Raw genomic sequence first — 26047 nt, forward strand, 5'->3', positions numbered from 1 at the left:
TACAGATCCATGTTTGAAGATAATAATCAGAAACGTCCCCTCTACATTCCCTACGCCGGCCCGGCCCTGCTGGAGACCCCGCTGCTCAACAAGGGCAGTGCCTTCACCAGCGAGGAGCGCAGCAGCTTCAATCTGGAAGGCCTGCTGCCCCAGAACATCGAAACCATCGAAGAACAGGCGGAACGCGCCTATCGCCAGTTCATGGCGTTCGGCAACGACATGGACAAGCACATCTATCTGCGCAACATCCAGGACACCAACGAAACCCTGTTCTATCGCCTGCTGAACAACCACCTGACCGAGATGCTGCCGGTCATCTACACCCCGACCGTGGGCAAGGCGTGCGAGGAGTTCTCCAACATCTACCGCCGCGCCCGCGGCCTCTTCATCTCCTATCCGGACAAGGACAGGATCGATGACATGCTGCAAAACGCCACCAAGCAGAACGTCAAGGTGATAGTGGTCACCGACGGCGAGCGGATCCTGGGCCTCGGGGATCAGGGCATCGGCGGCATGGGCATTCCCATCGGCAAGCTCTCCCTCTATACCGCCTGCGGCGGCATCTCCCCCGCCTACTGCCTGCCGGTGGTGCTGGACGTGGGCACCAACAACCAGCAACTGCTCAACGATCCCTTCTACATGGGCTGGCGCCATCCGCGCATCTCGGGCGAGGAGTACGACGAGTTCGTCGATGCCTTCATCCAGGCGGTCAAGCGCCGCTGGCCCGAGATCCTGTTGCAGTTCGAGGACTTCGCCCAGGGCAATGCCACCCCGCTGCTCAACCGCTACAAGGACGAGCTGTGCTGCTTCAACGACGACATCCAAGGCACCGCCGCCGTGACTCTCGGCAGCCTGATCGCCGCCTGCAAGGCCTCGGGAGCCAAGCTCTCCGAGAAGCGGGTCGCCTTCCTCGGTGCGGGCAGCGCCGGCTGCGGCATCGCCGAGCAGATAGTGGCGCAGATGAAGGCCGAAGGGCTGAATGATGCGGAGGCCCGCGGCCGGGTCTTCATGGTGGACCGTTTCGGCCTCATCACCGACAAGATCCCCAACCAGCTCGACTTCCAGCGCAAGCTCTCCCAGCCGCTGGAGCGGATCAAGGAGTGGCCGGTGGGGGACAACATCTCCCTGCTGGAGGTGATGGAGCACGGTCGTCCGGACATCCTGATCGGGGTCTCCGGCCAGCCTGGCCTGTTCACCGAAGAGGTGGTCAAGACCATGCACAAGCACTGCGCCCGCCCCATCATCTTCCCGCTCTCCAACCCCACCTCCCGGGTGGAGGCGACGCCGGCGGATCTCATCCGCTGGACCGACGGCCAGGTGCTGGTGGCCACCGGCAGCCCGTTCGCGCCGGTGGAGTACAAGGGCAAGCGCTACGTCATCGCCCAGTGCAACAACTCCTTCATCTTCCCGGGGATTGGCCTTGGCGTCATCGCCTCGGGCGCCACCCGGGTGACCGACGCCATGCTGATGTCCGCCAGCCGGGCGCTGGCGGAGTGCTCGCCGCTGGTGAAGGGAGAGGAGGGCTCCTTGCTGCCGGATCTGGCGGATATCCATCGGGTCTCCCGCTACATCGCCAAGATGGTGGCCAAGACCGCCATGCTGCAGGGCAAGGCGGTACAGACCCCCGATGATGTGATAGATCAGGCCATCGAAGCGAACTTCTGGCGGCCGGAATACCGCCGCTATCGTCGCACCTCGTTCTGATCGAAGAGGCCGCAAAAGCAGAAGGGATGCGCAAGCATCCCTTTTTTTGTGCACGGCAGAGGCGGATGAGGGGTTATTGTGCCGGTTGCTCGGCAGCAGGTTCGGCAGCAGGTTCGGCCGCGGGCTCGGTGGCCGCTGGTGCGGCGGCCTGCACGCCGGTCACCCGGATCTCGACCCGGCGATCCGGGGCCAGGCAGTCGATGAGGGCGGCTCTCGCCTTGACGTCATCGCACTGGGTACCGGTGACCGGATTGCTCTCGCCATTGCCCTGGATGCTCACCTTGTCGGCGGGCAGACCCTTGCCGATGAGGAAGTTGGCGACCGTGCTGGCGCGGGCCTCCGACAGTGCCTGATTGTTGGCATCCGAGCCGATGCGGTCGGTATAGCCCATCACCAGGGCGTTGCCATCCTTGGGCTTGACGTCGACTATCTGCTGGTAGAGATCGTCCAGGGCGGACATGCCTTCCGGCTTGAGCTCGGCCTTGCCAAAGGCAAACAGCACGTCAGAGCTCAGGTTGAAGGTCTGATCCACCGGCTCGGGAGGCGGCGGTGGGGTCACCACCAGGGGGGCGGCCACCGGCACTGCGGCCACGGTGCGGTTGGGGTGCAGCACCAGCTCCAGGGTGGCGGTGCTGATGTCGCTGACCCAGCGCTGGGTGCCGCTGCCCAGCTTGTCGTTGTCCGAGTCATCCCCCACCCGCACCATGTAGCGATAGCGGGCCTGGATGTCGATCCAGTCGTGCAGCCTGGCGGTCATGCCGAGCCCGGCCAGCGGCGCCAGGTTGTCCTCGCTGCCGTTGATGGACTTGACGCTGTAGAGGTAGCCGCCACCCTCGGCAAACACCGAGAAGATGTCGTTCAATGGCAGGCGGCCCAGGATCGACAGGGTCGCCCCCTGGTTGCTGAACTCGTGACCATTGACGTCCCAGTCCCCGCCCGACAGATAGCCCAGTTCGGCGCCCAGGTTTTCGGTGAAGTTGTATCCGGCGAAGGCGTTGTACGCAGTGTCATCGTTGCTGACATCCTTGCTGAAATCATCGAGATCATGGGCCCATGCCCAGCCCGCCCCCGCCCCTATATACCAGTCGTGCATAGGCGCCGCCTGTGCCGCTCCCGTCGCCAATGCCAGTGCAATCCATACCGGTTTCAGTCTAATGTTCATCGCGTTTCCTCGTCGATGTTGGGTGTTATAGGGCTCCCAGCCCTTTGTTATGTATAACCAACATTATGTATAGGCCATATGAGACGTTTAACCACTTAAGTGGCGCCCCCGTATGGAAAATCTGTGAGGAAGGTGACAACTGTTTCGCCCCGGAACGGGGGTGGGAGGGGCTGACTGATGAATAAAAAAGGGGCCGTACGGCCCCTTTTTTTCAGGTGCGGGTTGACCGCTTACTGCTGGACTTCCTGCACGCCGGTGACGCGCACTTCGACGCGGCGATCCGGTGCCAGGCAGGCGATCAGCTGGTTCTTGCCCTTGACGCCGTCACACTGGGTGCCGGTGACCGGGTTCGCTTCGCCACGGCCTTCGATGGCGACCTTGCCTGCCGGCAGACCCTTGCCGACCAGGAAGTCGGCCACGGTGCGGGCACGGGCTTCGGACAGCTTCTGGTTGTAGGCGTCGGAACCGATACGGTCGGTGTAACCGACTACCACGGCGCTGCCATCTTTCGGCTGAACGTCAACGATCTGCTGATACAGGGTGTTGAGGGCGGCAGTCCCTTCCGGCTTCAGGGTGGATTTGCCGAAGGCAAACAGCACGTCAGAGCTCAGGGAGAAGTTCTTGTCGACCATGACGGGCTCGGGAACCGGCTCGGGAGCCGGCGCGGCCACAGGGGCTACATAGGCCTTGCGGTTCGGGTGCATCACCAGTTCCACGGTGGCGACGCTCATGTCGGTCTTCCAGGTCTTCTGCTCGTCACCCAGATCCCAGATGTAGCGGTAGCGGGCCTGCAGATCGAGCAGATCGGAGACCTTGGCGGTCAGACCCAGGCCGGCCAGGGGCGAGGTGCCGTTGTCGCTCTCGCCATTGCCGTTGACATGATTGAAGTAGGCACCGCCTTCGGCGAACACGGAGAAGATGTCACCCAGCGGCAGACGGCCAAGGGCGGACAGGGTCGCCCCTTGGGTCTTGAAGTCGACGCCATCGACGCCACCCTTGCCGGCGTAGAGGTAGCCGAGCTCGGCCGCGTAGTAATCGTTGAAGTTGTAACCGCCGAACAGGGAGATCGCGGTGGCGTCCTTGTCAGCATCCAGACCGAAGGAGTCCAGGTCATGGCCATAAGCCCAACCTGCACCCATACCCGTGTACCAGTCATCAGCCGCCTGGGCGGTGGAGGTTCCCATGGCTGCAATAGCCAGAGCAATCAGGGTTGGAGCCACTTTCATTTTCATCATTTTATCCTCGTTGAGTTGCCGTGCTATGGGCGTACTGCGCACTCTTTGTTATACCGATCGCAGATGACACTTCATGTTGTCATGTTGCGATTCCGTGATCTCGTCACGGACGGCTTGAATAAAAAATGGATGGTAACCTGGATTCTCATGAAGCTGTTTCTCCATGGACAACTAACCGGGCAATGGGGACTTTTAATAGTTCATCCAATGTCTTACAAGCGTTGCTACTGTATTCTTTTGAATCGGCTTGATCAAGTTTCTGGTCAGATATGCAGCGCTGGCGTGACGGGGTGCGGCCTGATCAGAGAGGGGGCGGGGAGAGTGTGATGAGACAGAGGGTGACGTTTGAGGCGACAGACATGCAAAAGGGGATGCCGTGGCATCCCCTTTTCGCGTTATCTGAGCGGAGTCAGATTACTGCTGAACTTCCTGTACGCCGGATACGCGCACTTCTACGCGACGGTCCGGGGCCAGGCAGGAGATCAGCTGAGCCTTGGCGGTTACGCCGTTGCACTTGGTGCCGGTAACCGGGTTGGCTTCGCCACGACCTTCGATGGCAACCTTGCTGGCAGCCATACCCTTGCTGACCAGGAAGTTGGCAACGGTGCGGGCACGGGCTTCAGACAGCTTCTGGTTGTAAGCGTCGGAACCGATACGGTCGGTGTAACCAACAACAACAGCGTTGCCGTCTTTCGGCTGGAACTCGACGATCTGCTGGTACAGAGCGTTCAGGGCTTCCACGCCTTCGGCCTTCAGGCTGTCTTTGCCAAAGGCAAACAGCACGTCGGAGTTCAGGGCGAAGTTCTTTTCAACGATCTGCGGAGCAGGAGCCGGTGCTTCTTCAACAACAGGAGCCGGAGCCGGCGCTACGTAGGAAGTACGGAACGGGTGGTAAACGGCTTCCAGGGTCGCAACGCTCTGGTTGGACTTGTAGCGTACGTTGTCGGCGTGCAGGTCAGCCACGTCCCACATGTAGCGGTAACGAGCTTGCAGATCCAGCGCGTCGTTGACCTTGTAGGTCACACCGGCACCGGCCAGCGGGGATACCTTGGTATCGCTGGTGCCCATACCGTCGGTGTGGCCCCAGTAGGCGCCAGCTTCACCGAACAGGGAGAAGTCGTTGCCCAGCGGCAGACGAGCGATACCGGACAGGGTGGCACCCTGGCTCTCGTAACGGTTGCCATCGGTGTTGCCACGGCCGGTGTACTGGTAGCCCAGTTCGGAACCGAAGTACTCGTTGAAGTTGTAACCAACGAAGGCATTGGCAGCAGCCGCGTCTTCTTCACCAGTGTTCACGCCTTCGATCTTGTTCAGACCGTTGAAGTGAGTTGCACCGACACCGGCACCGAAGTAGATATCATCAGCGGCGTGTGCAGCAGTTGCACCCATGGCAGCCATGGCGATGGCGATCAGGGAAGGAGCCATTTTCATCATAAAATTAATCCTCGTTGAGATGGCACGTTGTTCACGTGCTTCGCACTTTGTAATTTATGTAAGCTGCTGGCTCTGCCGGGCAACAAGGGTTGCGCCGAGCAGGGATCCTAGATCCATCCAGGAGGCACGTTATCTGGGTGCACAGGTGGGCGAGTTGCACTATCGAGAGCGCATACTTCGCCACGAACAGCCGATGTCATTCCGATGACGTGGCGCACTTTATGCTCATTTCAAAACATGATCAAGCTCACAGATAATCTGTGGGGCAGATTGTGTCGTATGGATAACTGGCTGTTTATCTGGATTTATTAGTGATCCAAGTAGGCGCGATGCAGCTTTCGCTCAAGCTTCATATAGGCCTCAACCCAAGCGTGCTGCGGGGTGGCGATAGCGTCCCTGGCTGCAAACACCGCGAGATAGTCGGCCTCGGTTGCTTCGCACAGCAAGGGTGTGAAGCCGAGTAAAAAATGGCGGGCGAGATAGGGGTCCAGGGGCCAGATATTGAGGATGGCCCTGGCCACCGGCTGAATCGCGGCTGAACAGATGAAATGTTGATGGCCGGCTTCAAGCCACTGGGCCATCTCCTGCAGGCCCTGCTCGGGCACCAGCCCACCGTCCCCTTTTTCCGTCGCCAGTGTCATGCGGTTACCATTGCCAAGCAGCAGGCTGCCATCTGGCTGCAGAACGCCGTCGTGGCTGCGCAGGGGCAGGGGGGCGACTTGCTCGAGATAGAGGCTGCACTTGTCCGGAAGGGAAGCCAGTACGGATGCGGCCTCGCTCTGCATGGCGGCGGGCAGCCAGAGTGCCTCGGCCCGGGTTTGCTGACTCTGACGGAGCTGGCGGGGGAGGGAATCGGGGTCTGAATCCGGGTGAAGTCGGGAGATGATGCCGGGAAATGCCATGCTGAATACTCTTTAAGGGATAACCGACGAATTATACGAGTTATGGCCGTGGCAACAATAAAGGTTTCTCTTCGAGACTGTTTACCTGAGGCGACTCTGCGATTACCATCCCCGAGGTTTGTTAGGGTTGTCGTCGAAAGACGCTTATTAAAGATAGAGGCTCGACCATAACGAGTCCGTTCAAAACTGATACACTTGACTACGAGTCGTCGCGAAAAATAAAGGTGGAGTGAATCCGCCGAACGGAGTATGGAACACATGAATTCAAATATCGTAACTGTTGGCAAGAAGATCCGTCAGATCCGCGAAGCGGTTGGCCTGAGCCGTCCCAAGTTTGCCGATCTGCTGGGCGTCCCCCCGACTACCCTGAAGAACTATGAACTGGGTTACCGTGAAGTTGGAGGCGCCTTCCTGGTCGCCCTGGCTCATCACCCGGAACTGCACAAGTTCACCCTCTGGCTGCTGGCCGACAAGAAAGTCGCCGAAATCGGTCAGATCGGTCCGGACGATATTGCCAAGGCTTGATTGCCTGAGCCTTGATAAAAATGCCGCCCGCGAGGCGGCATTTTTTATTTGTCAAAACAGGCATTTATTTAAATAAAGAGTGCGTTGTGTGCTTCATGTGGCGATTTCAACTAAATCACCTTGGCAAGCTGGATTAATCCCCGGAAAATTCCGACCCTTTAATTTCAGGCCCCTGATCCACAAAGCGAGACACGCATGAGCAATACCCTTCCCAAAGCCAGAGATGGCTTTACCAGCACCTTCGGCGTGCTTGCCGCGACCCTGGGCTCGGCGGTTGGCCTTGGCAACATCTGGAAGTTTCCCTATCTGACCGGGGAAAACGGGGGCGCCGGTTTTCTGCTGGTCTATGTCATCGCCACCCTGCTGGTGGGGCTGCCGGTGATGATCTCGGAGATCATGCTGGGGCGTCAGGCGAAATCCGATGCGGTGAGCGGGCTCATCAAGCTGGCGCCCAAGGGACAACCCTGGTGGCTGATCGCGGCCATGGGGGTGAGCGCGGCCTTCCTCATCATGTCGTTTTACTCCGAAGTGGCGGCCTGGGTGTTTGCCTACATCTTCAAGGCGGCCAGCGGCGAGATCCTCTCGACCGATCCCGCCGTCACGGGGGCGGCCTTCAATTCGCTCATCACGGATCCCTTGCAGAGCCTGCTGTGGCAGTGGCTGGTGCTGGCGCTGATGGGAGGCATATTGCTGATGGGAGTGTCGAAGGGGATAGAGGCCGTCACCAAGCGGCTGATGCCGGTGCTGTTCATCCTGCTGCTGGTGATCGGCATTCGCAGCCTGACCCTGCCCGGGGCGAGCGAGGGGCTGAATTTCCTGTTCTCCCCCGATTTTTCCAAGGTCACCGCCGGCGTGGTGCTGACGGCCATGGGGCTGGCCTTCTTCAAGCTCTCCATCGGCATGGGCTGCATGATGACCTATGGCAGCTACTTTCGGGACGATCAGCACATACCGCTCACCACGGTCCGGGTGATGTGCGCCGATCTGTTCGTCTCCATGCTGGCGGGGATCGCCATCTTCCCGGCGGTGTTTGCCTTCGGCTTCGAGCCGACCGCCGGCCCCTCCCTGCTGTTCATCACCATTCCGGCGGTGTTTGCCAGCATACCGTTCGGCCACCTCTTCATGGTGCTGTTCTTCGTGCTCTCCGCCATCGCGGCCACGGGGGCCATGCTCTCCATTCTGGAAGTGCCGGTCTCGGTGCTCTCGGAGCGTTTCCACATGAGCCGAAGAAGGGCGACCCTGATCAACCTGCTGGTGCTGGGGGTGGTCGGATCGACCTGTGCGCTCTCCAACAGCACGCTGGCGGACGTGCAGATAGCCGGCAAGACCTTCTTCGATCTGTTCGACTTCGTCTCTTCCAATGTGCTGATGCCCCTTGGCGGCATCTTCCTCTGCCTGTTCGTGGGCTGGGTCTGGGGCTTCGAGCGGATGAAGGCGGCGCTGACCAATGGGGGCGAGCTGGAGCTGGCCATCCTCAAGCCGCTGTTCTTCATCATCCGCTATGTGTCGCCGCCGCTCATCCTGATCGTCATGCTCAAGGGGCTGGGGCTGTTCTGACCTCGCGCTCCGGACAGCAAAAGAGCGCCTGATGGCGCTCTTTTTCATTGGGGTGCCCCTATGGTGCCCTCATATCAGGCCGAGTCGGGAGAGCTCCTCCTTGAGCTGGTCCAGATTGCGCTCGACGCAAGCCTCCCCCTCGTTGATGGCATCGCTGGCGCGGTGGAAGTCCATGATGGAGAGGCTGCCAAGGCGCGGACAGAGCTGGATCTCGGGGGGATCCCCGGCCATGCGGGCCCGGGTGATCCGCTCCTGCATGATGTTGATGGAGCCCGTCATCACCCCCCACATGCCGGGGGTGCTGGGTTCTCCCCGACCCAGCCACTGGCTGAAGATCCCTCCCGGGGCTGGCTCGTCCGGCTCGTCGGTCCAGGGCTGATGCAGGTCGGTGTTGAGGTTGACGGCGATCACCACCTCGGCCCCCATGGCCCGGGCCAGGGAGATGGGCACAGGGTTGACCACGGCGCCATCCACCAGCCAGCGATCATCGATCCGGGTCGGGGTCAGAATGCCGGGCATGCCGCAGGAGGCGCGCACGCACTGGCGCAGTGGCCCCTCTTGCAGCCAGATCTCGCGGCCGGTATCGAGCTCGGTGGCGACGCAGGCGAAGGGCAGCGGCAGGCTCTCGATGGCGGGATCCCCCAGGTGGCTGGCGGCGATGCCAAACACCTTGTCACCGCGGAACAGGCCGCCGGAGAGGGCGGGATCGAGCAACCCCATCACCTGCAAGCGGCTGAAGCCGCGCACCCAGGACTCCAGTTTGTCCAGCTCGCCGGCGGCATAGGCGGCACCGACGAAACTGCCGATGGAGCAGCCGGCCACCAGATCCGGTTTGACTCCGAGACGCTCCAGCGCCCGTATGATGCCGATGTGCGCCCATCCGCGGGCGGCGCCGCTGCCAAGGGCCAGGCCAAGGCGGGGTTTTCGTGCCACTGTGCGTCTCCTGTTGTGAGTTGGGGTTCCAGCTTACTCCTGCTTCTCCTGTGCGTCATCCTGCCAGCCTTCGCTGCGGTTGCGACCATTGGCCTTGGCCCGATAGAGGGCGAGATCGGCACGGCGGATGACCTCCTGCAGGCGAACGCCGGGGCCCTGGCGGCAATGGCCCAGGCTGACGGTCACCCTCAGCTCGGGGGCTATCTCGGCCCAGTCGTGTTCCGCAATGCGCAGCCGCAATTGTTCGGCAAGCTGAGCCAGGGGGAGATCCCTGTCTGCGACCAGCAGCAGAAACTCCTCGCCGCCCCAGCGGACCAGTATGCTGCCTCTCCCCAACAAGGGTCGGCATATCCGCACCAGCTGGATCAGTACCTGATCGCCCACCCCGTGACCGAAGCGATCGTTGACCAGCTTGAAGTGATCGCAGTCGAACATGATGGCGCCGATATGGGTGGTGCCAGCCAGGGCGTGCCGTTGCTCGAAGGCGTTGAAATGGTGGCGATTGAAGGCGCCGGTGAGGGCATCGTGACGGGACAGGTAGTTCAGCTGCCGGTTCAGCAACCGGGCTCTGAGGCTGGAGATGGCGGCCACCACCAGGCAGAGCAGGGTGAGCAGCGCCGTGGCGGACTGCCAGATCAGTGTCTGCAGCAGGGGCAATAGAGGAATACGGTGGATCAGGGTCAGCGGGGTGCCGGGAATGGCATGGGTGAGCTGGAAGGCTCCTTGTTGCCAGTGATAGCCATCCTGCGCCTCGTCAGGGGTCAGGGGCGGCGCCGTACCCGGTTGGCTGCGAGCCAGGATCTGCCTGTGCTGGTTGACCAGAAACAGGGTACCCGCCTGGGGGGCGGGTTGACGCAGATGCTGCTCGAGGCGACCGAGCAGGATGTCGATGCTGATCACCCCGACCAGGGTCTGTGCCTTTGTAATGGGTTGGGACAGGGTGATCATCTGCCCCTGTCCGGCGAGATCCTGATAGGGGCGTGACAGGGTGGCGTTCCGGGTGTGGGATTGCTGTGCCAGGGCGTCTTGCCAGAAGGACTTCTGATAGATGGCTGGATCGAAACGAAACTGGCTCGAGGGCACCCAGGGATAGAGGTAGATAAAATGATCCACCCCGGTGAAATAGATCCAGGCTGCCTCCCTGCCCAGTATCTTGCTGGTGGTCGAGAGCAGGGGAGAGAGGCTGAGCGCCAGATGAAATCTGTCTTCTCGCTCGCTGCCTGGGGCCGGCAGTGGGCCCTGACCGGTCAGATTGCCAGTGAGGCCGGCAGGCAGATCGGCAGGCACCTTGTCCAGCGTGATCCCGAGCGCAGGCGTGACCTGCAGAGCCCGGTAGAGCTGGTGGGTCAGGGGGGACTGGGAATGGCTGCGCAGGCGTTCCTCGGCTTGACCACGCATGGCTTCAAGAAAGGTCTCCATCTGCTGGAACTGGGATCCCAACCGGGCCGCCGTGTGGATGGTGTCGCGTCGATTCAGGTCGGTGATCTGGGTGAAGGTGTGTTGCAGCGAGAGCGCCAGCAGGAGTGTCACCAAGACCAGCACCAGCCATTGCAGACGGCGATACCTGGCGAGGGGATGAGACAGTTTGGACATGGGCAGACCGGGACCATGAGTGATATCGGTGCATCAGTTTAGGGCAGAAACGTCTCAGCGTCCCCGTCAGTGGCGAGTTTGATGATCTATCCCATGGGCTGTTACGTTTTGTCACATTTATACATAGTCACGGCATAGTCAGGGGGTAACATGGTGCCATCATTGATGAAGTTCCCTCTTCTTCTTATCTCTTACCTTGCATGGATTGTTTGATGAAAATGCGCGTATGGCTGTGGCTTGTTCCTCTTCTCCTGCTGCTGGGGGCCGGCACCTGGGCTTTCCGGCAAGCCAAACCGGTCAGCAAGCCCGAGCCCAGACAGGTCAACATCAGGGCGGAAACGGTCAGGCAGAGCCTGGCGGAGCCTTCCATCAAGCTGGTCAGCAAGCTGGCGGCCAATCGCTCCGTGGTGGTCAGCCCCGAGGTCACGGGACGCATCGTCAGGATTGCGGTGCGCTCCGGTCAGCGGGTCAAGCAGGGGGAGACCCTGATCGCCCTGGATGCGGGCAAGCAGCAGGCCGAACTCGCCGAGCAGAGCGCCAGCGTGCGCGACGAGAGCCGCAAGCTGCGGGACATGCGCCGGCTGGTGGCGCGCGGTGCCATCACCACCTCGGAGCTGGAAGGGCAGGAGGCGACCGTGGCCCAGGCCCAGGCCCGGGTCGACGCGGCGCGCTATGAGCTGTCATTGCGCACCCTGGCGGCCCCCTTCGACGGCACCGTCAGCCTGATCGATCTCAGCGAAGGGGCCCTGGTCAACAGCGGCGACGTGCTGCTTCACCTGGACGAGCTGGCCAGATTGCGGCTCGATCTGGCGGTGCCGGAGCGCTACCTCTCCCTCCTCAAACCCGGCATGACGGTGACGGCCACCAGCTCGGCCTGGCCGGATCAATCCTTCTCCGGCGTGCTGGAAACCCTCGACAGTCGCGTTTCCAACGATACCCAGAACATCAAGGCGCGGGTCATCCTTCCCAACCCGGACGGCCAGTTGAGGCCCGGCATGCTGATGAATGTAGATCTCTCTCTGCCCGCCCAGAAGATGACCCTGATCCCCGCCCAGTCGGTGGAGTATGCGGGGGAGCTTCGCTTCGTCTACCGCCTGGAGGCGGATGGCCGGGTGAAACGCATTCCGGTGGAGCTTGGCGATACCCATGGCGAGGAAGTGTGGGTCATCAAGGGGCTGAACGTCGGCGATCGCATCGCGGTGGAGGGGCTGGTCAACCTGCGTGACGGTGCCCTGGTCCGCGATCTGACCGAGGTAAAAGGCTGATGTGGCTCTCCGATATCTCAGTGCGCCGCCCCCTGGTGGCGGTGGTCATCAGTGCCCTGCTCACCGTATTCGGCCTGGTGGCCTTCGCCAAGCTGACGGTGCGAGAGATGCCGGACGTGCAGACGCCGTCCGTCTCCATCACCACCACCTATGAGGGGGCGGCCCCCGAGGTGATGGAGAGCCAGGTCACCAAGCCCATCGAGGATCAGCTCTCCGGCATCAGCGGCATCAAGAACATCAACTCGGTGACCCGCAAGGGACGATCCTCCATCACGGTGGAGTTCAAGCTCGGCTGGAACATGCTGGAGGGGACCTCGGATGTGCGTGACGCCATCTCCCGGGCCAGACCCAAGCTGCCGGACGAGGCGGACGAGCCCATGGTGACCAAGGACAATGGCAACGGTGACGTGGCGATCTGGCTGAACTTCAGCAGCACCCAGATGGACCGCACCGCCATGACCGACTATGCCAATCGCATGCTGGTGGATCCCTTGAGCCTGGTGGACGGGGTGAGCGAGGTGCAACTCTCCGGCGATCTGACCCAGGTGATGTATGTGAGGCTGCGCCCCGCCGACATGGCGGCCCGCGGCATCACGGTGGCCGACGTGCAGGATGCCCTCAAGCGGGAGAACATAGAGCTGCCCGGGGGGGAGATCCGCAACAACAGCATGACAATGGCGGTGCAGATCGCCCGCCTCTACCACAGCGCCGAGGATTTTCGCGCCCTGCCGGTCAAGACGGCCGTCAATGGCCAGAGCATCTACCTGGCGGACATCGCCGACGTGGAGGTGGGGGCCAAGAACGAAGACAGCGCCTATCAGCGCAACGGCCGCGAGAGCCTGGGGATAGGCATAGTCGCGCAATCCACCGCCAACCCCCTGGCGGTGGCCCAGGGCATAGAGCGCAAGATGACAGAGATGCAGCGCTTCCTGCCGGAAGGCGCCACCCTGGAGGTGGACTACGACTCCACCGTCTTCATCAAGCAGGCCATCGACGAGGTGTACGAGACGCTGGCCATCAGCGCAGTGCTGGTGGTGGCCGTGCTCTACCTCTTCCTCGGGCAGGGGCGCACCACCCTCATTCCTGCCATCACGGTGCCGGTGTCGCTCATTTCGGCCTTCATCGGCGCCTGGTATCTCGGTTTCTCCATCAACCTCATCACCCTGCTGGCGCTCATTCTCGCCATCGGCCTGGTGGTGGACGACGCAATCGTGGTGGTGGAGAACATCCACCACCACCTGCAGCGAGGGGAATCCCCCCTGATGGCGGCCTGGCACGGCACCCGGGAGGTGGGCTTTGCCGTGGTGGCCACCACGGCCGTGCTGGTGATGGTGTTCGTGCCCATCGCCTTCATGGAGGGCATGGTGGGGCGGCTCTTTACCGAGTTTGCGATCCTGCTATCGCTCGCAGTGCTCTTCTCCTCCCTGGTGGCGCTCACCCTGACCCCGGCCATGGGCTCCTGGCTGATGCGCACCGTCGACAAGCCCAATGCCATGACGGCGGCGCTGGATCGGGGGCTCGGCCGGGTGGAGATACTGTATCGCCGGTTGCTGGGCGCCGTGCTGCGCCGATCCGTCTGGATGCCCCTGGTGCTGCTGCTCTGCCTCGGCGGCATCGGCGCCCTGTTTGGCAAGCTGCCCGCGAGCCTGACCCCCACCGAAGATCGGGGAGTCATCTATGTGTTCGTGAAAGGGGCCGAGGGCACCAGCATAGAGCGGATGAAGCGCAACATGCAGCAGGTGGAGGCCGCCATCATGCCGCTGCTCGGCAAGGGGGTGGTGCAGGCCATGAGTTTCAGCACCCCGGCCTTCGGGCGCGGCGGCGATCAGACCGGCATGGTCATCATCCAGCTCACCGACTGGGCGGTGCGGGACGAGACCGCCACCGAGTTTGGCCGCAGCTTGAGCGGGCGGCTGGCTGGCATTCCGGATGTGATGATCCGCACCTTCCAGCCCGGATTCAGGGGCGGCTCCACCGCGGCCGTGCAGTTCGTGCTGCAGGGCTCCGACTATGGGGAGCTCTATCAGCAGGGGCTGGCGCTGCAACAGGCCGCCGGCCAGAGCGGGCTGATGCTGACCCCGGATCTCGACTACGCCGAGAAGACCCCTGAACTGCAGGTGACCATAGAGCGGGAGCGGGCCAGCCAGCTCGGCATTCCTGTCTCCACCGTGGCCAGCTCGCTTCAGGCCCTGCTCGGCGGCGTCAGCCAGACCACCTATGTGGACAGGGGCGAGGAGTATGACGTCTACCTGAGGGCCAACCAGACCCAGTTCAACGGCATCTCGGATGTCAGCCGCATCTATCTCAAGGCCGCCAATGGCGAGATGGTGAGCCTCTCCACCCTGGCCACCGTCACCCAGGTGGCGAGCCCGCAGCGGCTCAACCACTATCAGCGTCAGAAGGCCATTGCCCTCACCGCGGACGTGGCCCCAGGCCACACCCTGGGGGAGGCGCTCGACTTCCTCGATGGCTGGGCAGGGGAGCATCTGCCGAGCGGCATGACGGTGGATTACGCCGGTGAGTCCAAGGATTATCGCGACAATCAGGGGGAGATGGTGATGGTGTTCGGCCTCGCCCTGCTGGTGGTCTATCTGGTGTTGGTGGCCCAGTTCGAGAGCCTGCTGACTCCGACCGTGGTGATGGTGACAGTGCCGCTCGGCATCTTCGGCGGCCTGCTCGGCCTCTGGCTGACGGGGCAGGAGCTCAGCATCTACAGCCAGATAGGGATGATCATGCTGATCGGCATGGTGACCAAGAACGGCATCCTCATCGTGGAGTTCATCAACCAGCTGCGCCAGCGGGGGGAATCCTTCGAGGAGGCCATCATAGCCGCCTCGGTGCGCCGTCTGCGGCCCATCCTGATGACCTCCCTGACCGCCATCATAGGCGCCGTGCCGCTGATGGTCTCCATGGGGGCGGGGTATGAGAGCCGGATGGCTGTGGGAACCGTGGTCTTCTTCGGACTCTCCTTGGCAACCCTGGTCACCCTGCTGATAGTGCCCGCCATCTATCACCTGATCGCCAGAGGGGCGGGGATGACGGGGGCGCGGGATCGGCTGGTGGACGAGGCGCTGGCCGAGGGGAACCCCCCGGGTGTAGAGACCGCCCCCGAGAGCCGGGACAAGCCGGCGGCCTGAGCCGTCCCCCCATCCGGGGGGCGGGATGCAAAAGAGGATGGCAGCCGAGGCCGGGCTGGTTAGCATATGACCAGTTCCCACAGGGGTCATCTTTCATGCTGCCATCCGCTATCTACGAGCCGCTGCCTTTTCTCTATCTGGGCAGCGGCTTGCTGCTGTTGAGCCTTGCCGGGCAACCTGCGTTGCTGCTGGCCGGGCTGGCCCTCTATCTGGCCGGGTCGCTCGTCTGGTTCAGGCGCAGTGCCCATCGCAGGCCAGACAAGTCGCGCCAGACGCGGCGACAGGCCTGGCCGCACTGGCTCTACGAGAGCCGCCCCTTCGCCCTCATCCTGCTGGGGGTGCTGATGCTGCGCCTCGCCACTCACCCCGTCTTCCTGGCGCCAGCCTGCATCTGGTGCCTGCTCGGCGGCTATCAGTTGCTGCTGCGCCACCACCACAGGTTCATGCCGGCCCGCTTCTCTCTCTGAGGCCGGTCTCTTCTCCCCTTGTTCTATGGGGGCAAAAAGCCATCGCCCCCGCTCTGCTCTGCCGGTATAATGCGCGACCCGAATTGTTCCAGGTGTTCAAAATGCAGCCGGTTACCCCTCTCTTCTCCTATCCCCGCTACTGGGCCGAGTGCTACGGCACTGCGCCCTTCCTGCCCATGTCCAGAGCGGAGATGGACAAGCTCGGCTGGGACAGCTGCGACATAGTGCTGGTCACCGGCGACGCTTATGTGGATCACCCGAGTTTCGGCATGGCGGTCATCGGCCGCATGCTGGAATCCCAGGGCTTTCGGGTCGGCATCATCGCCCAGCCGGACTGGTCATCGAAGGATGACTTCATGCGTCTGGGCAAACCGAACCTCTTCTACGGGGTGACGGCGGGCAACATGGACTCCATGATCAACCGCTACACCTCCGATAAGAAGCTGCGCCACGATGACGCCTACACCCCGGGCGACGTGGGCGGCAAGCGGCCGGACAGAGCCACATTGGTCTACACCCAGCGCTGCAAGGAAGCCTATAAAGAGGTCCCCGTGGTCATCGGCGGCATAGAGGCTTCCTTACGCCGTATCGCCCACTACGACTACTGGTCCGAGACCATACGCCGCTCCATCCTGCTGGACGCCAAGGCCGACATCCTCATCTACGGCAACGCCGAGCGGCCGCTCATCGAGGTGGCGCACCGCATCGCGGGTGGCGAGACCATAGACACCATGCAGGACATTCGCGGCACCGCGGTGATCCGCCGTGAGCCGCTGCCGGGCTGGCGCGGGGTGGATTCGAGCAAGCTCGACCAGATCGGCCGCATCGATCCCATCATGAACCCCTATATGGAAGGGGCGCCCTGCTCGGACGATGAAGGCACGGCGCCGGTGGAGCAGGAGGCCAAGCCCATCCTGGTGCAGCCGCCCAAGCAGAAACCCTGGGAGAAGACCTACGTCAAGCTGCCGGCGTTCGAGCGGGTGAAGGAAGACAAGGTGCTCTACGCCCATGCGTCCCGCATCCTGCACCACGAGACCAACCCGGGCTGCGCCCGTGCGCTCTCCCAGGCCCACGGCGATCGCATCATCTGGGTCAACCCGCCCGCCTTCCCGCTGGAAACCGACGAGATGGACGGCGTGTTCGGCCTGCCCTACCAGCGGGTGCCGCACCCGGCCTATGGCAACGAGAAGATCCCGGCCTACGAGATGATCAAGACCTCGGTCAACATCATGCGCGGCTGCTTCGGCGGCTGCTCCTTCTGCTCCATCACAGAGCACGAGGGGCGCATCATCCAGAGCCGCTCGGAAGAGTCGATCATCAAGGAAATCGAAGAGATCCGCGACAAGGTACCGGGCTTTACCGGCGTCATCTCGGATCTCGGCGGCCCCACCGCCAACATGTACCGCTTACGCTGCAAGAGCCCCAAGGCCGAGCAGACCTGTCGCCGTGCCTCCTGCGTCTGGCCGACCATCTGCCCGCACATGGACACCGACCATACCCCGACCATCAACCTCTACCGCAAGGCGCGGGATGTGAAGGGGATCAAGAAGATACTGATCGCCTCCGGGGTGCGCTACGACATAGCGGTGGAAGATCCGCGCTACATCAAGGAGCTGGCCAAGTACCACGTCGGCGGCTACCTGAAGATCGCGCCCGAGCACACCGAGGAGGGCCCCCTCTCCAAGATGATGAAGCCGGGCATGGGCAGCTACTACAGCTTCAAGGAGCTGTTCGACAAGTATTCCAAGGAGGCGGGCAAGCAGCAGTACCTGATCCCCTACTTCATCTCCGCCCACCCGGGCACCACGGATGAAGACATGGTAAACATGGCGCTCTGGGTCAAGACCAACCGCTTCAAGCTCGATCAGGTGCAGAACTTCTACCCGTCGCCGCTGGCCAACGCCACCACCATGTATTACACCGAGAAAAACCCCCTCAACAAGGTGAGTCGCCAGGGCGGGGACGTGTTCGTGGTGAAAGGGGAGCGTCGCCGTCGCCTGCACAAGGCGCTGCTGCGCTACCACGATCCGGCCGGCTGGCCCATGATCCGCGAAGCCTTGCTGGAGATGGGCAAGGGCCACCTGATCGGCAACGGCCCCGACTGCCTGGTACCGCCGGAAGGCCGTGGCGAAGCCAAGGCCTCGCGCAGCATCAACAAGGGGCTGAAACCAGCCCTGACCCGCCACAGCAATATCGTTCATCAGCGTGGCAATGGGGCTGGCAAGGGTGCCTCTGCCGGTAAGGGCGCAGTGGCTGTCGCCTCGCAAGGCAAGGCTCGCAACGACACCCCTGCCGCCAGTAAGGGCGGCAAGGCGGGCAATGGCAAGCCAGTAGGCTCCCAGCTCCCTAAAGGGGCGGGCGGCAACGGCAAGCCAGCTTCCCAAGGCGCAGGTCAGGGCAAACCGGCCGGGAAACCCGCCCATAAGGGCAAGACCCCAACCCGCGCTGGCTCTGCCAAACCGGCAGCCCAGGGCGGCAAACCTGCCGCCAAAGGCGGAGCAGCCAAGCGACCGGCTCGGTGATATTTCTTGATTGGGAAAGTGATAGAAAATAAAAAGGCGACCGGATGGTCGCCTTTTTTTAATCTCTCGATACTTCCAATATCGGATCAGCTAGGTCCGATAGTTAAAATTATAATTGTGACAGCCATAATGTAATGATAATCATCAGACATATAGTAAACCAAAGAAAAGTATTACTTCGATCGATACGAGCCAAAAAGCGCGCAAATTGAATAGGAAGCAACACTGCGAATACTGAAACTAAAAACACAGGAGCTGTGACGGCCCAAGTGACCAAATAATAAATACTGAAGAATGCAATAAGTACCAGTGATATAGTACCACCTATAGCAAGAGGGTTTGATATCTCCGCAGTTTGAATATTGAATACCACAGCAATATCTTTAACAATTGTAAACAGAATTCTCGTTAATGGTGTATTAAAAACTAAATCAAACACCCCCATAATAAGAGGGCCAAAAACTATTAATAGATTATCTCTTACAAATTCAGTGACTGTTTTTTTGTGGTCAACAACCCATTTGATAGAGAACCATCCCATAAAGGCAAACACAAACAACCAAAATATAGGTTGATAGTTTGCTGAGTTTGGTTGAGATAATCTTTGAAGGATAAAAAGGGAGGCGAAAATCAGAATACTTAGCCAACCATATGCACGACGAAGATAGCGTAAACCATTTATAATACTGGAGTCCTCAAGATGATTATTTAGTTTTGAATAATTTTCTTCTAGTGCTGTTATAAATGCATCAATTTTTTTATTTTTCCTGACTTTTTCGCCAATCCAATAAATAGTTATCATTATAAGCAGCAGAGTGAGTGTTATTTTTAACATTAACCTAACGCCTCTTTTAAGTTATTAATGGATCGACAATGTAAATTTATTTAAGCTCATTTCTCACAGTGTAAATTAACCCTCATATGGTGGCATCTCTCTTCCATAAATTACACTTCCATCAAACATCTAATCACAAGGTCGTGAAGCAAATTGTTCAAATTGCTATAGCTATTGCTCACTCTGAAAGGCGAGATCCGACACTTCCTTTTTGAGATAGATGAATCCACTTGCTGAATTACGAATTTTATTTACCAAAGTAGCATCTTATTTAATGCATAAAAAGAGTATATAAAAGAGAAAATTAATGGAATTATAAATCTATTTAGATTGAGAACTTTAGTGACAGTAATAAAATCCTGCAATCTATGTGGGGTCTCGTTAGGGTGCTTTTCAAAAAATGCATTTAGTATTTTTCTCCTAAAAAACCTAATCACTATCCTTGACAAAAATAGAACAATAAAAACCCCTGGTAAAGCTTTAGATAAAAAAAGTGTTAGATTGTCTAGCGATTCCGAAAAGCAAATCACTGATATAGATGTAAACGTGATGATATATATTAGTGAAGATAATACCATTATTGATATAGCATCTTTCCTTGAACTTTCATCAGCCATCCTCTCCATAATTACTTGATATTTTTCAGGATCACTTTTTTTAATTTCTTCTAATTTAAAGAGATTGTTATTGTCTACTTCAGGCATTGGAAGTTGTATGATTATTATCAACCAAGAGAGCAGAATCGATGAAATTGAAACTAACAGCACAAACATGTTGAAATATTTTGATGATGATGGATTAACAGCTATATCATAAATTACAGCGAGTTGAATGAAAAACGAGCCTGCCAACAGGGTGAAAAAAAGCAACATTAATATTATAACAAAAGAAATCATTAAGAATAATGTAAAACTGTGCCAATATACATTCTTTTCCCTAGGATGGTTTGGCAGCCATTCAAAATACCCATCTACAAATTGAATGGAATAATACTTTCGGGTTGCTGCATCTGGGTACAGTTTTTTAATGCACTCATTTACCAAGGCATTCAAGTAATTTTGATATGCGCTATAGATCGCGGATATGGGAGAGGTAATAGCAGCCAGCAGCAGTAAAACTTCTTTGTAATTACTTAAATTTTTAAAACCATACCCAAAAAACTCAAATTCAGAATCATTAATGTTTTGAGCAGCATATAATGAAAACATCAATAATGTATATATTAATCCCAATTTAAAAATCAACTGGGTAATAGCTTTTGATCTAACCGTCAATTCATTTATGTACTTTTCACCAAAGTACTGATGAAATACCTCATCAGCGCTTATTAATTTTGAAAAATCTTCAATCTTTCGAGATAATGGTGACTTCCATCTAACCTGACGTACTTTTAGGATTTCGCCATCGTTCAGATTCATATTATAAATAGCTCTCTTGTGCTTTTTGCCATTACCTTGGTGATAAGGCTGTTGATGTCCATGCTGAAAACATATGTTCTTTTTATGCTATAAATAATGAAATTTTTGAAGCATGGTCGAAATAATTTCCATCTTATATCTACATAATCCTATTTGGTTCACACAAACAGTATCCCTTTCATCCGGAAATAGTTCACAGGCATCTTAACTCCCTTCTGCAGACAAAATAGTTACCGCACGGGGTTAGCTCCCAGCATGGAATCTGGGACACCCACATTTCTGAGCAAGTTATAGCGCTACAGAATCGTACGCTACCGCCCATGGATTACAGCTTCCAATATGCTCCCTTGACCCGCGCTAGCAGCAACCCATCGCAGCTCAACAGGTTCTGGATGGCTATGGTAGGCCAAACGAAATTGTCTAGGCGAGCCTTTAAATGACACACCCGTCAGAATCTCATCGTTTTTTGAACTGGATCAGCAAATGGATTTGAAAGGGCACATGTGGCTATTTTCATTTTCCCAAAAGATGACTGTCCCCATCGGGGGTGGCTTTGTTATCTTGCCGGGTAGATCGGCAGGGGCGATAGGCGCCCCTTTATCTCACTCCAACAGGAGCAGAAAATCTAGGACACCCACCTTTTTGACAGCGGCGTAAGCTTGTACTTGGCTTGATAAGTCACTGCCCAGGGGGTGAGCCATGACCATTGCCCGTTCGCGTCAAATCAGTTTGCAGGATACGCCTTACTACCACGTGGTCAGTCGCTGTGTGCGGCGGGCGTTTCTGTGCGGGGAGGATGCCCACTCCGGCCAGAGTTACGAGCATCGGCGTCAGTGGGTGGTCGACAAGCTGGGCCAACTGTCGCGACTGTTTGCCATCGGTGTTTGTGCCTATGCGGTGATGAGCAACCACTACCATCTGGTGCTCAGGGTGGAGCCGGATGACGCCGCAATCTGGAGCGAGCGGGAGGTGGCCGAACGTTGGGCGGCGCTGTTCCAGTGGCCGCTGCTGGTGCGACGCTGGTATCAGGGGGAATCCCTGATTGAGCCCGAACTGGCTGTGGTGCAACAACTGATAGGGCAGTGGCGGGAGCGCCTGCATTCCATCAGTTGGTTTGTGCGGCTGCTTAACGAAACCCTGGCGCGGCAGGCTAATCGGGAGGATGGCTGCAAGGGCCATTTCTGGGAAGGGCGCTTCAAGAGCCAGGCCCTGCTTACCGAGTCAGCCCTGCTGGCCTGCATGACTTACGTTGACCTCAACCCGATACGGGCTGGATTGGCCGATCGGCCTGAACAGAGCGACTACACCAGCCTTAAGCAGCGCCTCAATGGCGAGTACCCCGCGGCACCATTGCCACCCTTGTTGCTGCCATTTGCACACCAGTCACGACCCGATAGCCTGCCATATACCTTCGCGGATTACCTGATGTTGGTGGATTGGACCGGTCGCGCCATCAGAGCGGACAAACGGGGACATATCCCGGCTCATCTTGCCCCCATTCTGGCGCGGCTGGGGTTGGACGAGGTTCGCTGGCTCAAGCAAGTGACGCTGTTTCGGCGACCAGGCATCAGGGTGGTGGGTGACAGGGATCATTGTCAGCGATTCGCACAGCACTGTGGCCAGAGACGATGTCATCAGCCATCACTTTGAGTGGTTAGTGCTCGCTTCATGCAAGCTCCCGGTATTACACCTGATCCCCTTATGTTGCTGCATTTGAATTAGCCCTTTTTATGCCAAGACGTTCCTTTAATCCCCCGAGTTTCACAAATGCCATGGCCAATACTCGGCGGCAGGATGTGCAGGCTGCTGAATTGTCGCTTGCCCTAAAAGATGGCTGTCCCAAATAGGGGAGGCTTTGTTATCTTGCCGGGGGTGTAGGCAAGGGGCGAGCTGTGCCCCTTTAATTGCATTCCAAATTTCATTCCAACAGGAGCAATCAGATGGCGAGAAAAACGCGATCCCGCAGAGAGAAGATTGGCAGCGGGCTCGGGCTGGTGATCGGGATCATTGCCTTCAACCTCATGGTGCCCCTGCTGTTTGAGAAGCAGGCGAACTTTGATTTCAACCAACTGCTCTGGGCTGTGGTCAGCGCCATGGTGAGCTCCGAGCTGGGGGCCAGAGTGGGCAAATGGCTGGATGCCAGAGAGCAGGCCAAGGGGCTCTCGAAAGAGCTCGAATAGAAAGCTCTCTATAGAAAGGCCGGATGTTACCCTGTGCCATCGCACTCATGACAAGGAGTTCCCATGCGCATTGCCCTGATTGGCCTCGGTGATATTGCCCAGAAGGCCTATCTGCCGCTGCTCGCGAGCGACGAGCGGATCACCCCGCTGCTCTGCACCCGCAGCCCTCAAGTGCTCGGCAAGCTGGCCCGCCAGTACCGCATTGCCGAGTGCTTTACCGAGGTGGATGCGCTGCTCGGGAGCCGCCCGGACGCCGTGATGATCCACGCCGCCACCGCCGTGCATGGCAAACTGGCGGAGCAGTGTTTGCGCGCCGGCATTCCCACCTTTGTCGACAAGCCGCTCTGTGACAACGCAGCCGAAGTGGAGGCGCTTGCCGACCTCGCCCTGGCGCAGGATTGCCCGCTGTTTGTGGGCTTCAACCGCCGCTATCTGCCCGCCATGAGCGCGGCCCGGGCGCTGCCGCTTACCGAGCTCAACTGGCAAAAGCACAGGCACTCCCTGCCGGGGCTGCCGCGCCAGTTCCTGTTCGACGACTTTATCCATGTACTCGACAGCCTCTGCTGCTATGGCGGCGTGCCAGGCGGGGAGCTGCATGCGGTAATGAGGCGCAGCAGTCAGCAGCCCGGGCTGTTGGCCGGGGTGAGCGTCGCCTGGCAGAGCGGCGACTGCGCCGTGAGCGGCAGCATGAACCGCAGCGCCGGTCTCACCGAGGAGCGCATCTACGCTTATGGGGACAACCTCTCCCTGCATATCGAGAATTGCACCCGGGGCACCCTGGCCCAGGGCAAGGTGGTGCAGACCCTGGCCCCCGATGATTGGCAGCCGGTGCTGGCAAGCCGGGGTTTTGTCGCCATGCTGGCCCACTGGTATCAGCAAATTGAAACGGGCAGGGCCGATGGGGGACTTATCGAGAGCTATCTGCACAGCCACAGGCTGGCGGAGCGACTGGTTGAGCTGGCGGGGGAGTGAGCCCGGCTCGCCCTTCCCACGGACTGCCGATGGAGTGCAGGGGCGAGAAAACAACCAGAGTACTGTACAAGATGACGGATCCCTGTGCGGTTGACAGGGGAGGGCGCCGCCGCGCGAGCCAAGGGGGCGCTTGTTTGCTATCTTGGCGCCCATGAAAGACCTGCAGAGCAACAGAGTGTGATGAGCAACGTTTCGCAAATGGCGCCTGGCCTGCCACGGGCCCGTGATGAGCGCCCGGTCGCGGCGGACAGGGTGATCCCTTCATGAGCATTATTCTGGGCATAGACCCCGGTTCGCGGATCACCGGCTACGGCGTCATCCGCATCGTCTCCGGCAAGGCGGAGTACCTGGGCTCGGGCTGCATCCGCACCGACCTGGGCGAGCTGCCGTCACGCCTCAAGCAGGTGTATGACGGGGTGAGCGAGATCATCACCCAGTTCAAGCCGGACGAGTTCGCCATCGAGCGGGTCTTTATGGCCCGCAACGCCGACTCGGCCTTGAAGCTAGGTCAGGCGCGGGGCAGCGCCATCGTCGCGGCGGTCAATGCCCTGCTGCCGGTGAGCGAATACTCGGCGACCCAGATCAAGCAGGCGGTGGTGGGCACAGGTGGCGCCGCCAAGGAGCAGGTGCAGCACATGGTGACCCATCTGCTCAAGCTCTCTGCCACTCCCCAGGCGGATGCGGCGGATGCCCTCGGGGTGGCGCTCTGTCACTTCCACACCCGCCAGAGCCTCATCAAGATGGCGGGGCGTGCCACCGGCTCGGTGCGTGGCCGTTACCGCTGATCCCTGACGGGCTCTGGGAGGACGCCCATAGCGCCTGGCACCACCCTGTTGCCAGGCGTGCTGTTCTCAAAAGCGCTGATTGGGTCACAACCTGTCGCACGGTCAGGGGGGACTCTGATGAGAAGTGGGGACGGCGCGGGAGAGGAAGCTCCTACCGAATCAATAACTTGTGATGCACGTCACACATTCTGCGTAAAATAAGCCAGCTTCGTCTTATACCACCACACTCCCATAATATGGCGCCTGTTGAATAGCAGTGTCCGTATGAGCCTTTTCCAGGCTCCTGTTCTAGTCATCATCGGGAGATATGAGAGTGAAACCATTTGCAGCTGAATTTATGGGCACCTTCTGGCTGGTGCTGGGGGGCTGTGGCAGTGCCGTGCTGGCTGCCGCTTTCCCGAATGTGGGGATAGGCTTGCTGGGTGTGGCCCTGGCGTTCGGTCTGACCGTGCTGACCATGGCCTTTGCCATAGGTCACATCTCTGGTTGTCACCTGAACCCGGCTGTGACCCTGGGTCTGTGGGCCGGTGGCCGTTTCCCGGCATCGGGCGTCGTGCCTTACATAGTGGCTCAAGTCCTTGGCGGGATTGCGGCGGGCGGCGTGCTCTATGTGATCGCCAGCGGCCAGGCCGGGTTTGACGTGAGCGCAGGCTTTGCCTCCAACGGTTATGGTGAGCACTCACCGGGCGGCTACAGCCTGCTGGCGGCACTGGTGTGTGAAGTGGTGATGACCGGCTTCTTCCTGTTTGTCATCATGGGTGCCACCGACAGCCGTGCACCGGCGGGCTTTGCCCCCATCGCCATCGGTCTGTGCCTGACCCTTATCCACCTCATCAGCATTCCGGTGACCAACACCTCGGTGAACCCGGCGCGCAGTACGGGTGTGGCACTCTTTGTGGGTGACTGGGCCGTCAGCCAGCTCTGGCTGTTCTGGGTCGCTCCCATCGTCGGTGCCATTCTGGGGGCATTGGCCTATCGCGTGATCGCCACCAAAGAGTGAGCTGTTACTGAACTACGTGTGGTATCGACACGCCTGAGGGCGTGTTTTTTTGTTTCTGGAGGGCAGCGAAATCGGGATGACCCCGGATATATCTGTTTTCTAAAGAGAAAAGGAGGGGCTTATAACCCCCGGGCGCTCAGCATCTCTTTATAGCGCTGGTGCAGCAGCTTGACCCGTGCCACATAGGCCCGGGTTTCGGCCATGGATGGGAGGGGATGCCGCCGTGCTTGTTCTTGCACAGGGCTTACAGGCCCCGGGCGCTCAGCATCTCTTTATAGCGCTGGTGCAGCAGCTTGACCCGTGCCACCTAGGCCCGGGTTTCGGCCATGAATGGGAGGGGATGTCGCCGTGCTTGTTCTTGCACAGGGCTTACAGGCCCCGGGCGCTCAGCATCTCTTTATAGCGCTGGTGCAGCAGCTTG

Annotated in this window: 20 protein-coding genes and 1 pseudogene; 12 read left to right on the forward strand and 9 right to left on the reverse strand. The window is 59.2% G+C overall.

The window, feature by feature from the left end:
* Positions 1 to 9: 9 nt before the first annotated feature.
* A complete protein-coding gene (locus AC3WR3_RS11415) occupies positions 10 to 1704 on the forward strand; it encodes an NAD-dependent malic enzyme (RefSeq protein WP_139438208.1) in 1695 nt (564 codons plus the stop codon).
* Between the two features lie 73 nt (positions 1705 to 1777).
* Here AC3WR3_RS11415 and AC3WR3_RS11420 read toward each other — a convergent pair whose 3' ends face one another.
* From AC3WR3_RS11420 to AC3WR3_RS11435, 4 genes are all read right to left on the reverse strand, one after another.
* Positions 1778 to 2866, reverse strand: coding sequence for an OmpA family protein (locus tag AC3WR3_RS11420; RefSeq protein ID WP_492291896.1), 1089 nt, complete (start codon positions 2864 to 2866; stop codon positions 1778 to 1780).
* Between the two features lie 230 nt (positions 2867 to 3096).
* A complete protein-coding gene (ompA, locus tag AC3WR3_RS11425) occupies positions 3097 to 4098 on the reverse strand; it encodes a porin OmpA (RefSeq protein WP_139438212.1) in 1002 nt (333 codons plus the stop codon).
* 417 nt (positions 4099 to 4515) lie between these two features.
* A complete protein-coding gene (ompA, locus tag AC3WR3_RS11430; RefSeq protein WP_041206213.1) occupies positions 4516 to 5535 on the reverse strand; it encodes a porin OmpA in 1020 nt (339 codons plus the stop codon).
* A 308-nt stretch (positions 5536 to 5843) separates the two neighbouring features.
* A complete protein-coding gene (locus AC3WR3_RS11435; protein ID WP_319918244.1) occupies positions 5844 to 6437 on the reverse strand; it encodes a hypothetical protein in 594 nt (197 codons plus the stop codon).
* A gap of 258 nt (positions 6438 to 6695) precedes the next feature.
* Here AC3WR3_RS11435 and AC3WR3_RS11440 point away from each other — a divergent pair, with 258 nt between their 5' ends.
* Together AC3WR3_RS11440 and AC3WR3_RS11445 are read left to right on the forward strand one after the other, a co-directional pair.
* Complete coding sequence (locus tag AC3WR3_RS11440) at positions 6696 to 6962, forward strand: helix-turn-helix domain-containing protein (RefSeq protein ID WP_005298604.1); 267 nt, start codon at positions 6696 to 6698, stop codon at positions 6960 to 6962.
* Between the two features lie 195 nt (positions 6963 to 7157).
* Entirely contained in the window at positions 7158 to 8519 is a 1362-nt protein-coding gene (locus tag AC3WR3_RS11445; RefSeq protein ID WP_492291897.1) for a sodium-dependent transporter, read from the forward strand.
* A gap of 69 nt (positions 8520 to 8588) precedes the next feature.
* Here AC3WR3_RS11445 and AC3WR3_RS11450 read toward each other — a convergent pair whose 3' ends face one another.
* Both AC3WR3_RS11450 and AC3WR3_RS11455 read right to left on the reverse strand, forming a co-directional pair.
* Positions 8589 to 9452, reverse strand: coding sequence for a patatin-like phospholipase family protein (locus tag AC3WR3_RS11450; RefSeq protein ID WP_492291898.1), 864 nt, complete (start codon positions 9450 to 9452; stop codon positions 8589 to 8591).
* 33 nt (positions 9453 to 9485) lie between these two features.
* Positions 9486 to 11045, reverse strand: coding sequence for a sensor domain-containing diguanylate cyclase (locus AC3WR3_RS11455; RefSeq protein ID WP_492291899.1), 1560 nt, complete (start codon positions 11043 to 11045; stop codon positions 9486 to 9488).
* A gap of 212 nt (positions 11046 to 11257) precedes the next feature.
* On the opposite strand from AC3WR3_RS11455, the gene AC3WR3_RS11460 reads away from it, so the two are divergent.
* From AC3WR3_RS11460 to AC3WR3_RS11475, 4 genes are all read left to right on the forward strand, one after another.
* Complete coding sequence (locus tag AC3WR3_RS11460; protein WP_342058131.1) at positions 11258 to 12310, forward strand: efflux RND transporter periplasmic adaptor subunit; 1053 nt, start codon at positions 11258 to 11260, stop codon at positions 12308 to 12310.
* Entirely contained in the window at positions 12310 to 15447 is a 3138-nt protein-coding gene (locus AC3WR3_RS11465) for an efflux RND transporter permease subunit (protein ID WP_492291900.1), read from the forward strand. The genes AC3WR3_RS11460 and AC3WR3_RS11465 overlap by 1 nt, the downstream gene beginning before the upstream one ends.
* A gap of 95 nt (positions 15448 to 15542) precedes the next feature.
* Positions 15543 to 15914: a hypothetical protein gene (locus tag AC3WR3_RS11470; protein ID WP_139438225.1), complete on the forward strand. Its 372-nt coding sequence runs from the start codon at positions 15543 to 15545 to the stop codon at positions 15912 to 15914.
* A 101-nt stretch (positions 15915 to 16015) separates the two neighbouring features.
* On the forward strand, positions 16016 to 18436 hold the full coding sequence (locus AC3WR3_RS11475) for a YgiQ family radical SAM protein (protein WP_492291901.1): 2421 nt from the start codon (positions 16016 to 16018) through the stop codon (positions 18434 to 18436).
* Positions 18437 to 18545: 109 nt separating this feature from the next.
* Here AC3WR3_RS11475 and AC3WR3_RS11480 read toward each other — a convergent pair whose 3' ends face one another.
* Complete coding sequence (locus tag AC3WR3_RS11480) at positions 18546 to 19271, reverse strand: hypothetical protein (protein WP_275908483.1); 726 nt, start codon at positions 19269 to 19271, stop codon at positions 18546 to 18548.
* A 251-nt stretch (positions 19272 to 19522) separates the two neighbouring features.
* Complete coding sequence (locus AC3WR3_RS11485; protein WP_275908482.1) at positions 19523 to 20689, reverse strand: hypothetical protein; 1167 nt, start codon at positions 20687 to 20689, stop codon at positions 19523 to 19525.
* 699 nt (positions 20690 to 21388) lie between these two features.
* Here AC3WR3_RS11485 and AC3WR3_RS11490 point away from each other — a divergent pair.
* The 5 genes from AC3WR3_RS11490 (at position 21389) to aqpZ (ending at position 25626) form a co-directional block, all read left to right on the forward strand.
* On the forward strand, positions 21389 to 22339 hold the full coding sequence (locus tag AC3WR3_RS11490; protein WP_492291902.1) for a transposase: 951 nt from the start codon (positions 21389 to 21391) through the stop codon (positions 22337 to 22339).
* A 290-nt stretch (positions 22340 to 22629) separates the two neighbouring features.
* Positions 22630 to 22869, forward strand: a complete 240-nt coding sequence (locus AC3WR3_RS11495) for a hypothetical protein (protein ID WP_492291903.1) — start codon at positions 22630 to 22632, stop codon at positions 22867 to 22869.
* Between the two features lie 63 nt (positions 22870 to 22932).
* The gene (locus AC3WR3_RS11500; protein ID WP_492291904.1) at positions 22933 to 23841 is read left to right on the forward strand and encodes a Gfo/Idh/MocA family protein; all 909 of its coding nucleotides are present in this window, start codon (positions 22933 to 22935) and stop codon (positions 23839 to 23841) included.
* 263 nt (positions 23842 to 24104) lie between these two features.
* A complete protein-coding gene (gene ruvC / locus AC3WR3_RS11505; RefSeq protein ID WP_139438236.1) occupies positions 24105 to 24626 on the forward strand; it encodes a crossover junction endodeoxyribonuclease RuvC in 522 nt (173 codons plus the stop codon).
* 313 nt (positions 24627 to 24939) lie between these two features.
* Complete coding sequence (gene aqpZ / locus AC3WR3_RS11510; RefSeq protein WP_025327805.1) at positions 24940 to 25626, forward strand: aquaporin Z; 687 nt, start codon at positions 24940 to 24942, stop codon at positions 25624 to 25626.
* Between the two features lie 119 nt (positions 25627 to 25745).
* Here the strand turns inward: aqpZ and AC3WR3_RS11515 are convergent.
* Positions 25746 to 25838: pseudogene (locus AC3WR3_RS11515) on the reverse strand (lytic transglycosylase domain-containing protein); the annotation flags it as partial.
* Positions 25839 to 26047 lie beyond the last annotated feature (209 nt).

It is taken from the genome of Aeromonas sp. EU05-FHT14A05 (genome assembly GCF_058791175.1).